Source organism: Pseudoxanthomonas sp. CF125 (genome assembly GCF_900104085.1).
Classification (GTDB): domain Bacteria; phylum Pseudomonadota; class Gammaproteobacteria; order Xanthomonadales; family Xanthomonadaceae; genus Pseudoxanthomonas_A.
Window position 1 is genome coordinate 26,421 of record NZ_FNLD01000001.1, and the last position, 14,407, is coordinate 40,827.

At 64.4% G+C, this 14,407-nt stretch carries 14 protein-coding genes; 7 read left to right on the forward strand and 7 right to left on the reverse strand.

What is annotated here, in order from left to right; all coding sequences use genetic code 11:
- On the reverse strand, nucleotides 1–918 hold the full coding sequence (tesB, locus tag BLR66_RS00150; protein WP_093279635.1) for an acyl-CoA thioesterase II: 918 nt from the start codon (nucleotides 916–918) through the stop codon (nucleotides 1–3).
- 121 nt (nucleotides 919–1,039) lie between these two features.
- Nucleotides 1,040–1,615: an N-acetylmuramoyl-L-alanine amidase gene (locus BLR66_RS00155; RefSeq protein WP_093279636.1), complete on the reverse strand. Its 576-nt coding sequence runs from the start codon at nucleotides 1,613–1,615 to the stop codon at nucleotides 1,040–1,042.
- Between the two features lie 114 nt (nucleotides 1,616–1,729).
- Here BLR66_RS00155 and BLR66_RS00160 point away from each other — a divergent pair, with 114 nt between their 5' ends.
- The 3 genes from BLR66_RS00160 (at nucleotide 1,730) to rlmKL (ending at nucleotide 5,006) form a co-directional block, all read left to right on the forward strand.
- Nucleotides 1,730–2,218 carry an MOSC domain-containing protein gene (locus BLR66_RS00160; RefSeq protein WP_093279637.1) on the forward strand — a complete coding sequence of 163 codons (489 nt, stop codon included), beginning with the start codon at nucleotides 1,730–1,732 and terminating at the stop codon, nucleotides 2,216–2,218.
- Nucleotides 2,215–2,763, forward strand: a complete 549-nt coding sequence (locus BLR66_RS00165) for an alpha/beta hydrolase (protein WP_093279638.1) — start codon at nucleotides 2,215–2,217, stop codon at nucleotides 2,761–2,763. Before BLR66_RS00160 ends, BLR66_RS00165 begins: the two co-directional genes overlap by 4 nt.
- 107 nt (nucleotides 2,764–2,870) lie before the next feature.
- Nucleotides 2,871–5,006: a bifunctional 23S rRNA (guanine(2069)-N(7))-methyltransferase RlmK/23S rRNA (guanine(2445)-N(2))-methyltransferase RlmL gene (gene rlmKL, locus BLR66_RS00170; RefSeq protein ID WP_093279639.1), complete on the forward strand. Its 2,136-nt coding sequence runs from the start codon at nucleotides 2,871–2,873 to the stop codon at nucleotides 5,004–5,006.
- Nucleotides 5,007–5,087: 81 nt separating this feature from the next.
- Here the strand turns inward: rlmKL and ald are convergent, their stop codons facing one another.
- The 3 genes from ald to BLR66_RS00185 form a co-directional block, all read right to left on the reverse strand.
- Nucleotides 5,088–6,203, reverse strand: coding sequence for an alanine dehydrogenase (gene ald / locus BLR66_RS00175; RefSeq protein WP_093279640.1), 1,116 nt, complete (start codon nucleotides 6,201–6,203; stop codon nucleotides 5,088–5,090).
- Between the two features lie 58 nt (nucleotides 6,204–6,261).
- Nucleotides 6,262–6,492 carry a hypothetical protein gene (locus BLR66_RS00180; RefSeq protein ID WP_093279641.1) on the reverse strand — a complete coding sequence of 77 codons (231 nt, stop codon included), beginning with the start codon at nucleotides 6,490–6,492 and terminating at the stop codon, nucleotides 6,262–6,264.
- A gap of 79 nt (nucleotides 6,493–6,571) precedes the next feature.
- Complete coding sequence (locus BLR66_RS00185) at nucleotides 6,572–7,948, reverse strand: omega-aminotransferase AptA (RefSeq protein WP_093279642.1); 1,377 nt, start codon at nucleotides 7,946–7,948, stop codon at nucleotides 6,572–6,574.
- Between the two features lie 166 nt (nucleotides 7,949–8,114).
- Between BLR66_RS00185 and BLR66_RS00190 the strand changes: the two genes are divergently transcribed.
- From BLR66_RS00190 to BLR66_RS00200, 3 genes are all read left to right on the forward strand, one after another.
- On the forward strand, nucleotides 8,115–8,663 hold the full coding sequence (locus BLR66_RS00190) for a cupin domain-containing protein (protein WP_093279643.1): 549 nt from the start codon (nucleotides 8,115–8,117) through the stop codon (nucleotides 8,661–8,663).
- Between the two features lie 455 nt (nucleotides 8,664–9,118).
- A complete protein-coding gene (locus tag BLR66_RS00195; RefSeq protein ID WP_093279644.1) occupies nucleotides 9,119–10,621 on the forward strand; it encodes an aldehyde dehydrogenase in 1,503 nt (500 codons plus the stop codon).
- A gap of 36 nt (nucleotides 10,622–10,657) precedes the next feature.
- On the forward strand, nucleotides 10,658–11,275 hold the full coding sequence (locus tag BLR66_RS00200) for a trimeric intracellular cation channel family protein (protein ID WP_093279645.1): 618 nt from the start codon (nucleotides 10,658–10,660) through the stop codon (nucleotides 11,273–11,275).
- Between the two features lie 73 nt (nucleotides 11,276–11,348).
- Here BLR66_RS00200 and BLR66_RS00205 read toward each other — a convergent pair whose 3' ends face one another.
- Nucleotides 11,349–11,726 (reverse strand): hypothetical protein, encoded by a 378-nt coding sequence (locus BLR66_RS00205; RefSeq protein WP_255402250.1) that lies wholly within the window; start codon nucleotides 11,724–11,726, stop codon nucleotides 11,349–11,351.
- Between BLR66_RS00205 and BLR66_RS00210 the strand changes: the two genes are divergently transcribed.
- The gene (locus BLR66_RS00210) at nucleotides 11,713–12,981 is read left to right on the forward strand and encodes an MFS transporter (RefSeq protein ID WP_093279646.1); all 1,269 of its coding nucleotides are present in this window, start codon (nucleotides 11,713–11,715) and stop codon (nucleotides 12,979–12,981) included. The genes BLR66_RS00205 and BLR66_RS00210 overlap by 14 nt on opposite strands.
- Before the next feature lie 79 nt (nucleotides 12,982–13,060).
- Here the strand turns inward: BLR66_RS00210 and BLR66_RS00215 are convergent, their stop codons facing one another.
- On the reverse strand, nucleotides 13,061–14,350 hold the full coding sequence (locus BLR66_RS00215; protein WP_093279647.1) for an NAD(P)/FAD-dependent oxidoreductase: 1,290 nt from the start codon (nucleotides 14,348–14,350) through the stop codon (nucleotides 13,061–13,063).
- Nucleotides 14,351–14,407: the final 57 nt, after the last annotated feature.

The following is a 14,407-nucleotide window of genomic DNA, read 5'->3' on the forward strand; positions in this document are numbered from 1 at the left end:
CTATTCCTTGGCCGGGACCAGCGCCGCGGCGCCGCGGTCGGGCACCACGCGGATCAGCCCTTCCTGCGCGGTGCTGGCCACCAGCTTGCCGTCGCGGGTGAAGATCTGCCCGCGCGCCAGACCTCGCGAGTTCTGCGCGCTGGGGCTGTCGATGGAATACAGCAGCCAGTCGTCGGCGCGGAACGGACGGTGGAACCACAGCGCGTGGTCCAACGAAGCCATCTGCACGTTGGGCTGGTAGTAGCTGATGCCGTGCGGGTAGTTGGCCGTGCCCAGCAGTTGGAAATCGGAGGCGTAGGCGAGCAGCGCGTGGTGCAGTTCCGGCGCATCGCCCACCGGCTCGCTGAGGCGGAACCAGACCTGCTGGAACGGCGGCCGCTTGGGCGGGTTGAGTTCGTCGCGCGGGTACACATGGCGGAATTCGAACGGACCGCGCCGCGACAGCCAGCGTTGCACCTTGGGCGGCAGCGTCGCCATCACTTCGGCGGGAACGGCCGGGGCCGGCTCGATGTCTTCGGGCCGCGGCACTTCGGGCATCGACAGCTGGTGCTGCTGGGCTTCGGGCTCTTCGCCCTGGAAGGAGGCGGCGCAGAAGAAGATCACCTTGCCGTGCTGGATCGCGGTCACCCGGCGCACCGAAAAACTGCCGCCGTCGCGGGTACGGTCCACGTCGTAGACGATGGGATGGTCCACGTCGCCGGCGCGCAGGAAGTAGGCATGCAGCGAATGGGCCATGCGGCCGCCGCCGTCTTCCACCGTGGCTTGCGCCGCGGACAGCGCCTGGCCCAGCACCTGGCCGCCGAACACGTACTTGGTGCCGATATCGCGGCTCTGGCCGCGGAACAGGTTGTCTTCCAGCCGCTCCAGCGAGAGCAGCTCGATCAGTTCGCTGACGACGGGTTCGGGGCTGGGGGACAAGGGAATTCCGGTGAGTGCGATTTCAGTAAATTATACCGGGGCGGCGATAAACCCCTGTAGGAGCGGGCCCTGCCCGCGACGAAGCATTACCTGTGAAGCCCGTCGCGGGCAGGGCCCGTTCCTACAGGTGGTCTGGCCGTAGGCGCTCGAGGTTGGTTGCCTGCATCACCCGATCCCATGGAAATAGCGGCCCGGGATCCAGCTTGCGACGGACCAGGAGCTGTTCGTCATCGCTGGCGGGAATTTCGGTGGTATCCAGTTCCTCGTGGCCGGCGATGAACTTCAGCGAAGGCAGTTCTTGCTGCAGGTAGCCCAGCAAGACCACCAACGCAATGATTTGTTGCTCCGTATAGGCCTCCTGCATCGACTGGCTGCCGGCCGCCAGCCAGTCCGGATAGCGGCCGGTGTTGACCAGTTCGATGCCGATGGCACGCGGGTTGTAGCCGCGCACATGGTGGGCGACGCGTTCCACCGCAATGTACTGGTGCACGCTGCCGTCGCGGTCGATGTAGTAGTGGCCGCTGTTGCCGGTGCCGGAGTCGTACAGCACCTGTTCGCCGAAACTGCGCGCCGTGGCCAGGTCGGGCAGTTCGGTGCAATGGATCACCACCAGGTCGATCCGGTTGCGTGGACGTTCGTCCAGCAGCGGTTCGTAGGGCAGGGGCGACAGGATCACGGGTGGCGGGTCGGGGGGCATGCCCGGAATGCTAGCACCCGACCCGCGAGACAGAATCCGCTGCCGCGGCCCGGGCAGGCGCGGTCAAGTAAACTGACGGTTCGCGCGGAGTCTGTCCGCCGCAGGAATACGCCGATGCCCCTCAATCCCGATTCCGAGCTCGCCAAGCTCATGGCCACCCTGCCGCAGGTCGGCACGGTGCAATGGATAGGCCTGCGCCCGGCGCGCGACGAGCGGATGAACCCGGTCGAGTCGGTCGAAGCGATCGCCGAAGGTGGACTGCGCGGCGACCGTTACAAAGGCGGCAGCGGCAAGCGCGGCATCACTTTGATCCAGGCCGAGCACTTGCCGGCCATCGCGGCGCTGGCCGGGCGCGGCGTCGAGCCCGTCTTGCTGCGGCGGAACGTGGTGGTGTCCGGCATTCCGTTGATCGCGTTGAAGGATCGCCGGTTCCGTATCGGCGAGGTAGTGCTGGAAGGTACCGAATCCTGCGACCCGTGCTCGCGCATGGAAACCGCCTTGGGTGCGGGCGGTTACAACGCCATGCGCGGCATGGGCGGACTTTGCGCGCGCATCGTGTCCGGTGGGAATTTCCGCGTGGGCGACGAAGTGGTTGCGTTGTGAGCCGATTCTCCGCCGGTCCGGGCCACTGCATTCTTTCGCACGGCTTCGAAAGCGGCCCGGACGCCACCAAGGTCGCCGCGCTGGCTATCGCCGCCGAACGCCTGGGCTGGACCCATGAGCGTCCGGACTACACCGGTTTCGATGCGCGGCGCGACCTCAGCGAACTCGGCGACGTGGAAGCGCGGCAGACGCATCTGCTCGCGCTGGCCACCGAAGCAGCGCAGCGCGGGCCGCTGGTATTGGCCGGTTCCAGCCTGGGCGCTTACATCTCCGCGCGGGTATCGTTGGAAGTGCCGATCGTCGCTCTATTCTTGATGGCGCCGCCGACCACAATGGGACATCTGGAAAACCTGGACGCCGCAGTCGTGCCGACTTCGATCATCCACGGCTGGGACGATGAACTGATTCCCGCACAACAAGTAACCGACTGGGCGCATGCGCGCCGCGCGCGCTTGTTGCTGGTGGACGATACGCATCGGTTGTCGGAGCATGTGGAGGCTTCTGCGGAAGCGTTTTCTGCTTTGTTGCGGAGCTTGCATTCCTAACGCCGTCGTTCCCGCGAAGGCGGGAACCAAGAGACTTTGCTCTCGATGGCGAAAGTCACTGGATCCCCGCCTTCGCGGGGACGACGATTCATTAACCCGAGGTTGATTTGAAATTCTTCGTTTCCTGCGGCAAAGGCCTGGAATACCTGCTCGTCGATGAGCTACTGTCGCTGGGTGTGGGAAAAGCCACCGCCACCGTCTCCGGCGCCAATACTGAAGGCGAGTTGATGGACGCCCAGCGCGCGGTGCTGTGGTCGCGGCTGGCCAGCCGCGTGCTTTGGCCGATCGCCGAGTTCGAATGCTTGAACGAGCTGGCGCTGTACGACGGCGTTGCGGCCATTCCCTGGCAGGAGCACCTGCGCTCCGATCACACGTTGTCGGTGGATGCGCACGTCTCCGGCGATGCCATCACCCATGCGCGCTATGCCGCGCAGAGGGTCAAGGACGCGGTGGTCGATACGCTGCGTGCGCAGGGCCAGGAGCGCCCGTCAGTGGATGTGGATAACCCTGACGTGCGCATCAACCTGTCGCTGCGCAAGGGCCGGGCCACCATTTCCATCGATCTGGGCGGCGGGCCGATGCATCGCCGCGGTTGGCGCAATGTGCAGAACGATGCTCCCTTGAAGGAGAATCTGGCCGCCGCCGTGCTGATGCGCGGCGGCTGGCCGAAGACCTACCACGAAGGCGGGGCCTTGCTCGATCCGATGTGCGGCAGCGGCACCTTGTTGATCGAAGGCGCGCTGATGGCGGCCGATGTCGCCCCTGGATTGCAGCGGCACGGACGCAACCTGCCCAGCCGCTGGCTCGGATTCGATACCGAGGGCTGGAAGCGGCTGGTCGAAGAAGCGAAGCAACGCGAAGAGAAGGGCAGGTCGTCGCTGAAGCAGGCGATGTTCGGCAGCGATATCGATCCGCATGCGATCCGCGCCGCGCGCGAGAACGCCGAAGTGGCGGGAGTGGCCGACGACATCTGGTTCGGCACGCGCGAGGTGGGCGATCTGCAGGCGCCGCCGTTCGAACGCGGCACCGTGGTCTGCAATCCGCCGTACGACGAGCGCCTGGCGGCCGACAGCGCGCTGTACCGCAAGCTCGGCGACGCGCTCAGGCGCACCGTGCCGCAATGGCGCGCCAGCCTGCTGTGCGGCAATGCCGAACTGGCGTACGCAACCGGCCTGCGCGCCAGCAAGAAATACCAGATCTTCAACGGCGCCATCGAATGCGCATTGATCGTCTGCGATCCGGTCGGCCCGCCGAAGCAAGAAAGCAGCGCGCCGCGAGAACTTTCCGAAGGTGCGTTGATGGTCGCCAACCGCCTGCGCAAGAATCTGCGCAAGCTGAAGTCCTGGGCTTCGCGCGAAGAAGTGAGCTGTTTCCGCGTCTACGATGCGGACCTGCCCGAATATGCGGCAGCCATCGATGTGTACAGGGAAGCGCAAGGCGATATGCGTACCTTCCTGCACGTGCAGGAATACGCGGCGCCGGAAGAGATTCCCGAGGCCGACGTGCGCCGCCGCCGCAACGAACTGCTGGCTGCGGCGCGCGAGGTGTTCGCTGTGCCGGCCGAGCAGGTGGCGATGAAATCGCGCGAGCGCGGCAAGGGCGGCAGCAAGTACGGAAGATTGGAGCAACGTGGCGAGCTGCTGCAGGTGCGCGAGAGCGGCGCGCTGCTGCAAGTGAATCTGTTCGATTACCTGGACACCGGGCTGTTCCTGGATCATCGCCCGCTGCGCCGGCACATGGCGGCGGAAGCGCGCGGCAAGCGTTTCCTCAACCTGTTCTGTTACACCGGTGTCGCTTCGGTGCAGGCGGCGGTGGCCGGCGCGGATTCCACCACCAGCGTGGATCTGTCAGGCACCTATCTGGAATGGTGCGCAACCAATCTGTCGTTGAATGGTTTTGCCGGCGCCCAGCATCGCCTGGTGCAGGCCGACGCGTTACGCTGGCTGGAAGCGGAAAAGAACCGCTACGACGTGATCTTCTGCGACCCGCCCACGTTCTCCAACTCCGCGCGCGCTGACGATTTCGACATCCAGCGCGAACACGTGCGCCTGCTGCGCGCCTGCGTGGACCGGCTGACCACCGAGGGCGTGCTGTACTTTTCCAACAACTTCCGGCGCTTCAAGCTGGACGCCGAAGCGGTGGCCGAGTTCGCGCAATGCGAGGACATCACCGCGCAGACGATTCCGCCGGATTTCGAGCGGAATGCGCGGATTCACCGTTGCTGGCGCCTGATGCGCCTTTGACATCCTGTAGGAGCGGGCCCTGCCCGCGACGAAGCTTTACCTGTAAAGCCCGTCGCGGGCAGGGCCCGCTCCTACAGTGGATCAGCCCAGCGCCTTGGTCGAAGGCACGTACTCGTAACCAAGATCGTCGGCGACCGCCTTGTAGGTGATCTTGCCGTCGTGGACGTTGAGGCCGTTGAGCAGATGCTCGTCGTCCAGCATCGCCTGGCGCGCGCCCTTGTTGGCCAGCTGCACGGCGAAGGGCAGGGTGGCGTTGGTCAGGGCGAAGGTCGAAGTGCGGGCCACGCCGCCGGGCATGTTGGCCACGCAGTAGTGAACGATGCCGTCCACTTCGTAGGTCGGGTTCTGGTGCGTGGTGGCCTTGCTGGTTTCGAAGCAGCCGCCCTGGTCGATGGCCACATCCACCAGCACCGAACCCGGACGCATCAGCTTCAACTGCGAGCGCGCGATCAGTTTCGGAGCCGCAGCGCCGGGGATCAGCACCGCGCCGATCACCAGGTCGGTGTCCGGCAGGCGTTCCTCGATGGCGTCGTGGGTGGAATAGATCGTGGTCAGCCGGTCGCCGTAAATCTCGTCGAGGTACTTCAGGCGGTCCAGCGAACGGTCCAGGATGGTCACGTGCGCGTTCATGCCCATGGCCATGCGCGCGGCGTTGATGCCGACCACGCCGCCGCCGATCACCAGCACTTCGGCCGGCTTCACGCCCGGCACGCCGCCCAGTAGCACGCCGGAGCCGCCCTGGGCTTTTTCCAGCGCATGCGCGCCGGCCTGGATCGACATGCGCCCGGCCACTTCGCTCATCGGCGCCAGCAGCGGCAGGCCGCCCTTGCGGTCGGTGACGGTTTCGTAGGCGATGCAGGTGGCGCGGGATTTCACCAATGCCTTGGTCTGCTCCGGATCGGGCGCCAGATGCAGGTAGGTGTAGAGCACCTGGCCAGGACGCAACATGGCGCATTCCACCGGCTGCGGCTCTTTGACCTTGATGATCATGTCGGCGCGCTTGAAGATTTCCTCGGCGCTTTCCACGATCTCCGCGCCCGCGCGCACGTACATTTCGTCGGTCAGGCCGATGGCCTTGCCGCCGTCGCGCTGGATCATGACGCTATGGCCGTTGGCGACCAGTTCGCGGGCGCCGGCCGGCGTCAGGCCGATGCGGTATTCGTGGTTTTTGATTTCCTTGGGGACGCCGATCAACATTGTGTTTGCCCTCCCGGGGCCGATTCTTGGAGCTGTGATATCCCGGTACGTCGAAGCGTCAGCGCCAGACGACGTCGATGCCTTCGGAGGCGCCGATGGCCGACTCGAGCGCGCTGGTCACCGCTTCCGAAGCGCCAGCGGACTTGAGCAGGTCTACCGTGCCCAGGTCGATGAAGTAGTCGGTGTCTTTCGAACTCTCCTCTTCCATCAAATTGACCATGTGCGCCAGATCGGCGTCGCTGAGCTCGGCAAGGAACTGGTTGCTGTCTTTCAGGAAGAGTGCGGGCATTTGATACACCTGAGTATTGGCTTTGCGGATCGCAAGGCCAGGAGAGCGTTGCGGTCCCGCTATTGTAGCGGGACCTCCCTTATTGCGTGGCACGCAGGGTATCGGCCAGCCGGCTGAAGATGCCGTCGATATGCGACTTCTCCAGGATCAGGGGCGGGGACAGGGCGATCACGTCGCCGGTAACGCGCGTCAGCAGGCTGCCCTCATGGAAGGCGTGGGTGAAGGCGTCGTAGGCGCGCGTACCGGGCGCGCCTGGACGCGGCGCCAGTTCGATCGCACCGATCAGCCCGTAGTTGCGGATGTCGATCACATTCGGCAGGCCCTTCAAGGAATGGATGCCTTCCTGCCAGTAGTCGCCCAGTTCGATGGCTTTGTCGAACAGGCTTTCTTCCGCATAAGTGTCCAGCGTTGCGATGGCGGCCGCACAGGCGAGGGGATGCCCGGAATAGGTGTAGCCATGGAACAGGTCGATGGCGTTGTCCGGCCCCTGGGTGAAGGCGTCGTGCACATCGTCGGACACCATCACCACGCCCATCGGCACGCAGCCGTTGGTGATGCCCTTGGCGGCGGTGATCATGTCCGGCTGCACACCGAAGCGTTGCGCGGCGAAGGCATTGCCGACGCGGCCGAAACCGGTGATCACTTCGTCGAAGATCAGCAGGATGCCGTGCTTGGTGCAGAGCTCGCGGATGCGCTTGAGGTAGCCGTCCGGCGGAATCACCACGCCGGCCGAACCGGAGATCGGTTCGATGATCACCGCGGCAATGGTGGACGCATCATGCAGCGCGACCATGCGCTCCAGATCCTCGGCCAGTTCGATGCCGTATTCGGGCAACCCTTTCGAGAAGGCGTTGCGGCCGATATCCAGGGTGTGGCGCAGGTGATCGACGCCCGGCAGGCCAAGCCCGAACCACTTGCGGTTGTTTGGCAGGCCGCCGACCGAGATGCCGCCGAAGCCGACCCCGTGGTAGCCCTTCTCGCGCCCGATCAGGCGGGTACGCTGGCCTTCGCCGCGTGCGCGGTGATAGGCGATGGCCATCTTCAGCGCGCTGTCGACCGCTTCGGAGCCGGAGTTGGCATAGAACACATGGTTGAGGTTGCCCGGCGCCAGTTCGGCCAGTCGCTCGGCCAGCACGAACGGCAGCGGCGAGCTCATGGAGAAATTGGGGGCGAAATCCAGGGTCTCTATCTGCGTCTTCACCGCTTCCACGATTCGGGGCCGCGAGTGTCCTGCATTGCAGCACCACAGGCCGGCGGTGGCGTCGAGGATCTCGCGCCCGTCCACGGTCTTGTAGTACATGCCCGAAGCGCTGGCCAGCAGTCGCGGCGATGCCTTGAACTGCTTGTTGGCGGTGAAGGGCATCCAGAAGGCGTCCATGGAGGCTGGCGCGGCGATGGCCTGGGCGGCGTAATGGTCGGCCAAGGCGCCGTGGTCGGGGCGGGAATCTGCGCTCATTCGGCGGGCTCCGTGGGGTCGCGGAAAGAAGAGGCCGCCAGCTTAGCGCGTTGAAAAAACTTTACAACCGCAAGGTAATTGGGCTGAAAATTGACCCCATCCTCACGCCGTGTAAAGTATCCGGCAACACTGCGGTCACAATCATCATTCACAGACAAGGGTAGGGATGGACATCGGCGCGCGCCTGCAGCTGGTTCGCAAATCCAAGGACCTCAGCCAGCGCGAGCTGGCCAAGCGGGTGGGCGTGACCAACAGCACCATCTCGCTGATCGAACAGAACAAGGTCAGCCCCTCGGTCAGTTCGTTGAAGAAGGTGCTGGACGGCATTCCCATTTCGCTGGCCGATTTCTTCACTCTCGATCTGGAAGTCGGCCTGCCGGACAGCCCTTTCTATGCGGCCGACGAGTTGCCGGACGTGGGCAGCAACGGCATCCAGTATTTCCTGGTCGGCCAGCACCGCCCGCAACGCCAGATGTGCATCCTGCGCGAGGTGATGCCGCCGGGTACCGACACCGGCGACAGCATGCTGTTGCACGAGGGCGAGGAGGGCGGTGTGGTGGTGGAAGGCGAAGTGGAAGTGACGGTCGGCGACCAGGTGCGCATTCTGCGCGCGGGCGAGGCTTATTATTTCGAGAGCAGAATTCCGCACCGGTTCCGCAACATCGGCGAAGTGGATGCGGTGATCTTCAGTGCCAATACCCCAGCCACCTTCTGAACCCTGCAGTCGTCATCCCAGCGCAAGCTGGGATCCATTTTGATCTTGCTGTTGATTCTGTTGCCGTTGTTCGTGCTCCTGCCTCCTCCCTTGCGCGCAGCGCAGGGGAGGAGGCAGGAGGGGTGCTCTTGATCTTGTTCTTTGCTCTTCCTTCGAAGCAAAAGCGTTTCGCGCGTTGCGCGAGTCACTTTTCTTTGAACGGCAAAGAAAAGTAACCAAAAGAAAGCCGCCCTGCGCCGCGCCCAACGATAAAGCCGTTGGGTTCGCAAGCAGGCCGGGGAATTTCCGTAAGGCGTATCCTGCGCCTCCGGAAACGGCGCACATCCTTGTGCGCCGCCCCTGCGGGGTTTGCCCCGGCCTGCTTGCCGCGCCTCACGGGATCTTTGGCAACAGCAACAGCGTCTTCGCACTTGTCCCTGTAACTTACCTTTTGAACTTGATCAGAGGCACGCCCCATGAACGCCCCCCGCACCCGCGACAACTGGCAAGCACTCGCCGACGGATTGAAGATCCGTACCCAGGCCTTCATCGACGGAAAATACGTCGATGCCGCCGACGGCAGGACCTTCGATTGCATCAGCCCCATCGACGGGCGTGCGCTGGGACGCGTGGCCGAATGCGCCGCCGAAGACATCGAGCGCGCAGTCATCGCCGCGCGCCGCAGTTTCGATTCCGGCGCATGGTCCGAAGCCAAGCCCACCTACCGCAAGAAAGTGCTGCTGAAGTTCGCGCAGCTGATCGAGCAGTACGGCGACGAGCTAGCGCTGCTGGAATCGCTGGACATGGGCAAGCCGGTCACCGACGCGCGTCAGGTCGACGTGGCGGCGACGATCCGCTGCATGGCCTGGACGGGCGAGGCGCTGGACAAGGTCTATGGCGAAGTCGCCGCGACCGGCCCCGACGAATTGGGACTGGTGACGCGCGAACCGCTGGGCGTCATCGGCGCCATCGTGCCGTGGAATTTTCCGCTGCTGATGGCGACCTGGAAACTGGCGCCGGCGCTGGCGATGGGCAATTCGGTGGTGTTGAAGCCGTCGGAGAAATCTCCATTGAGCGCGATACGGCTGGCCGAAATCGCGATGGAGGCTGGTATCCCAGCGGGCGTCTTCAACGTAGTGCCCGGTTTCGGCAAAGAGGCGGGCGAACCGCTGGCCCTGCACATGGACGTCGACGGCCTGGTGTTCACCGGTTCCACCGCGGTCGGCAAACAATTGCTGCAGTGCGCAGGGCGCTCCAACCTCAAGCGCGCCTACATGGAATGCGGCGGCAAGAGCCCCAACCTGGTGTTCGCCGACGCGCACGATCTGGACAAGGCGGCCGAAGCGGCGGCTAGCGGCATCTTCTACAATCAGGGCGAGGTCTGCACCGCGGCTTCGCGTTTGCTGGTGGAGCGTTCCATCAAGGACGAATTCGTGGCGCGCGTGGTCGAGGCGGGCCGCAAGATGCAGCCGCGCCATCCTTTCGAGCCGGGTGCTCCGATGGGAGCGATGGTCGACGAAACGCAGACCAGCCGGGTGCTGGGATACATAGAAAAAGGCGTGGCCGAAGGCGCCAGGCTGGTGCTGGGCGGCAAGCGCGCCGATACGGTGCCCGGTGGCAGCTATATCGAGCCGACCGTGTTCGACGAAGTTGCCCACGAGCACACCATTTCACGCGAAGAGATCTTCGGGCCGGTGCTGTCGGTGATCGCCTTCGACACCGAAGAGCAGGCGCTGCGCATGGCCAACGACACCGAATACGGCTTGGCCGCCGGCGTGTGGACGAAGGACATCAGCCGCGCGCACCGTGTCGCGCGCAAACTGCGCGCGGGCAGCGTATGGGTGAACTATTGGGACGGCGGCGACATGACCGCGCCATTCGGCGGCTACAAGCAGTCCGGCAACGGCCGCGACAAGTCGCTGCATGCGTTCGACAAATACACTGAAATCAAGGCGACCTGGATCAATCTGGGCAGCTGATCCAGGCATCGCCGCCGGGATGGCGAAGGAGAAAAGATGCTTTTACACGTCCTTTTCCTGATCGGCATCGCGGTCGAGGCGATGAGCGCGGCGCTGGTGGCGGGCCGGCGGCAGATGGACTGGTTGGGCGTATGCGTGATCGCCGTGGTCACCGCGCTGGGCGGCGGTACGCTGCGCGATGTGCTGCTGGGGCGCCACCCACTGAGCTGGATCGAGCATCCCAGCTATCTGGTGATAGTGCTGGCCGCCGCGCTGGTCACCATATTGGTGGCGCCGATGATGAAGCGCCTGCGCACCAGTTTTCTCGTGTTGGATGGGCTCGGGCTGGTCGTATTCACCGTGGTCGGCTGCGATATCGCCAAGGGACTGCATCTGCACTGGTTGATCATCCTGGTCAGCGGGATGATCACCGGAACGTTCGGTGGAGTGCTGCGCGATGTGCTTTGCACGCAGGTGCCGCTGTTGTTCCGCAAGGAGCTGTACGCCAGCGTCTCGCTATTGGCCGGCGCGATCTACATGACCGCCCCGCATGTGGGGATGGATCACGATGTGGGCATGGTGATCGCGATGGTCACCGGGTTTGCGGTGCGCATGCTGGCCATCCGCTATCACTGGGAAATGCCGAAGTTCGTCTACAAGGACGACTGGGATTGAGGGCGACCGTCGTAGGAGCGACGTAAGTCGCGAATGAATCTCGGCACAAGATGTTTCGCGACTTACGTCGCTCCTACCGGGTTTTACCGGATTTATTGAACTCGACGCCGATCCGCCCGGCATCCGGCAACTCCCGGTCAAGCGACTGCCGGTAGTGGATGCAGCCGCGCATGAACTGCGGCCATTCCGGAACCGCCGGCAGCGGATCGGTCTTCTCGGGAAGCAGGCCCCATAGATCCGGGTGATGCCAGCAAAGCTCATGAAGGGTGGAATCGCGGTGCTTGCGGATGGCGTCGCGCAATTTACGCGCCTCCGCTACCAGCTCCGCCTGGGTCAGTCGATCTAGGTCTTCGTCCACGGCATGCCTCCCGAAGTCCGGTTGCGCCGATAGCCGGAGAATCTGCCAGAATCCGGCCAGCCTAACCAGATCGTAGACGATGACCGCGCCCACTGTTGTCAATTCCCCGCGTCGAGTGCTGTTCGCCAGCCTGATCGGCACCACCATCGAATTCTTCGATTTCTACATCTACGCCACCGCCGCGGTGATCGTGTTCCCGCAGCTGTTCTTCCCCGAAAGCGACCCGGCCACCGCTACCCTCAAATCCCTGATCACCTTCGCCCTGGCGTTCTTCGCGCGGCCGGTGGGGTCGGCGCTGTTCGGCCACTTCGGCGACCGGGTAGGGCGCAAGGCCACGCTGGTGGCGGCGTTGCTGACCATGGGTCTTTCCACCATCGCCATCGGTCTGCTGCCGACCTACACCAGTATTGGAGTGGCGGCGCCGATCCTGCTGGCGATCTGCCGCTTCGGTCAGGGACTAGGCCTGGGCGGCGAGTGGGGCGGGGCGGTGCTGCTGGCGACGGAGAACGCGCCGCCGGGCAAGCGCGCGTGGTACGGCATGTTTCCGCAGCTGGGCGCGCCGCTCGGCTTCCTGTGCTCGACCGGCATCTTCCTGCTGCTGACCGAATTGATGGACGACACGCAGTTCCTGGCCTGGGGCTGGCGCATTCCGTTCCTGTCCAGCGCCGCGCTGGTTTTCGTGGGCCTGTGGGTGCGTTTGCGCATCGCCGAGACGCCCGACTTCCAGAAGACGCTGGACAAAGGCGAGCGCGTGCGCCTGCCGATGCTGAGCGTGCTGCGCGAACATCCGGGGGCGTTGCTCGCCGGGACGTTCGCGCTGGTCGCCACCTTCGTCCTGTTCTACCTGATGACCGTTTTCAACCTGTCCTGGGGAACCGCGCAGCTGGGCTACACGCGCGAACAATTCCTGTTGATGCTGATGATCGCCGTGTTGTTCTTCGGTGCGGGAATTCCGGTGTCGGCGCTGCTGGCGGACCGGTACGGCCGGCGTTTGGCGATGGTGCTGGCCACGGTCTCGATCATCGTGTTCGGATTGTTCTACGGGCCGCTTTTCAGCATCGGCAGCGGCGCGGGCGTGTTGCTGTTCCTGATCATCGGCATGACGGTCACCGGCCTTACTTATGGACCGTGCGGGACGCTGCTGGCCGACATGTTTCCCACTGCGGTGCGTTACACCGGTGCATCGCTGGCCTTCAATCTGGCGGGCATCCTGGGCGCGTCGCTGACGCCTTCCATCGCCACCTATCTGGCGACCAGGCACGGCGTCTCGCATGTGGGTTATTACCTTGCCGCCGCCGCCACACTGACCTTGATCGCGTTGTTGCTGGCTCCGCGTACGAAGGCATGATCTTTGTGGAGCCGAGCTTGCTTGGCTGCTTTTGATTCCGCGCCAAAAGCAGAGGAGCAAGCTCGGCCCTACAAGGCAATCACCACAGCGCGTCGCGCAGTTTGTACCAGGCCATCGCCGCCACCAGCATCGGCGTGCGCAGGGCGCGGCCGCCGGGGAAGGGCAGGTGCGGGATCTTGGCGAACAGGTCCAGCCGTTCCGATTGACCGCGTATGGCTTCGGACATCAACTTTCCTGCCAGCCCTGTAGCGATGACGCCGTGTCCGGAAAACCCCTGCGCGAAGTAGATATTGGGCGTCAGCCGTCCGAAATGCGGCGCGCGGTTGAGCGAGATGTCGATGTAGCCGCCCCACACGTACTCGATCTGCACGTCGGCCAGCTGCGGAAACACCCTGCGCATGCGCCGGGTCATGGTGCCCCGGAGGTTGGGCGGAGGCAGAGTGGAATAGCTGGCACGGCCGCCGAACAACAGGCGGTGGTCGCGGCTCAGCCTGAAATAGTCCAACGCCCAGTTGGTGTCCGCCACCGCCATGTCGTTGCGGATGAGTTCCTTTGCGCGTTGTTCGCCAAGCGGCACGGTAGCGCCGATGTAGGTGCCGACCGGCATGATCCGCGATTCCAGCTCGGGCGCGATGCCGTGCAGCAGCGCATTGCCGGCCAGGACCGCAAAGTCGCAATGCACTTCGCCGCCCGCGGTCTTGAATACTGGCCTGGTTCCGCGCACCAGTTGCGTGACCCGCGATTGCTCGAAGATGCGTACGCCCGCCGCCATCGTGGCGCGGGCCAGGCCCAACGCATATTCGAGCGGATGCAGGTGGCCGCTGTTGGGGTCGTAGAGCGCGCCAAGGTAACGATCGCTGGCGAGCTGGCTGCGCAGGCGTTCGCGGCTCCACCATTCGACCGGATAGTCGTAGCGGGTGCGGAATTCATCGATCGCGGCCAGCACTTCGCGCTCCTGCCGCGGCTTGATCGGCACGGTGGCGTGGCCATCGCGCCAGTCGCAGGCGATGCCGTGTTTGCGGATGCGGTCGCGCAGCCATTGCAGGCCTTCGCGGGAAAGGTCGAACATTCTGCGCGCGTCGTCGAAACCCACCAGCGATTCCAGCTTGGCCTCGCCGCAGCTGAAGCCGGCGATGGCCTGGCCGCCGTTGCGTCCGGAGGCGCCCCAACCGATGCGTTCGGCTTCCAGCACTACGACGCTGTAGCCAGCCTCGGCCAGTTCCAAGGCGGCGGACAGTCCCGTGTAGCCGGCGCCGAGGATGCACACGTCGGCCTGGATCGCGCCCTGTAACGCCGGTTGCTCGGGTAGCGGAACGGCGCTGGCGGCGTACCAGCTGGGTGGATACGAGGATTGTCCAACAGCACGCATCAATGAACTTCCCGTATCGTCATCCCAGCGAACGCTGGGATCCATTTTGATCTTCGC

Coding starts and splice junctions, on each gene's coding strand:
- BLR66_RS00210 (WP_093279646.1), top strand. CDS start 11,713: ATGACCGCGCCCACTGTTGTCAATTCCCCGCGTCGAGTGCTGTTCGCC.
- BLR66_RS00185 (WP_093279642.1), bottom strand. CDS start 7,948: ATGAGCGCAGATTCCCGCCCCGACCACGGCGCCTTGGCCGACCATTAC.
- BLR66_RS00180 (WP_093279641.1), bottom strand. CDS start 6,492: ATGCCCGCACTCTTCCTGAAAGACAGCAACCAGTTCCTTGCCGAGCTC.
- BLR66_RS00155 (WP_093279636.1), bottom strand. CDS start 1,615: ATGCCCCCCGACCCGCCACCCGTGATCCTGTCGCCCCTGCCCTACGAA.
- BLR66_RS00195 (WP_093279644.1), top strand. CDS start 9,119: ATGAACGCCCCCCGCACCCGCGACAACTGGCAAGCACTCGCCGACGGA.
- BLR66_RS00160 (WP_093279637.1), top strand. CDS start 1,730: ATGCCCCTCAATCCCGATTCCGAGCTCGCCAAGCTCATGGCCACCCTG.
- BLR66_RS00200 (WP_093279645.1), top strand. CDS start 10,658: ATGCTTTTACACGTCCTTTTCCTGATCGGCATCGCGGTCGAGGCGATG.
- ald (WP_093279640.1), bottom strand. CDS start 6,203: ATGTTGATCGGCGTCCCCAAGGAAATCAAAAACCACGAATACCGCATC.
- BLR66_RS00190 (WP_093279643.1), top strand. CDS start 8,115: ATGGACATCGGCGCGCGCCTGCAGCTGGTTCGCAAATCCAAGGACCTC.
- BLR66_RS00215 (WP_093279647.1), bottom strand. CDS start 14,350: ATGCGTGCTGTTGGACAATCCTCGTATCCACCCAGCTGGTACGCCGCC.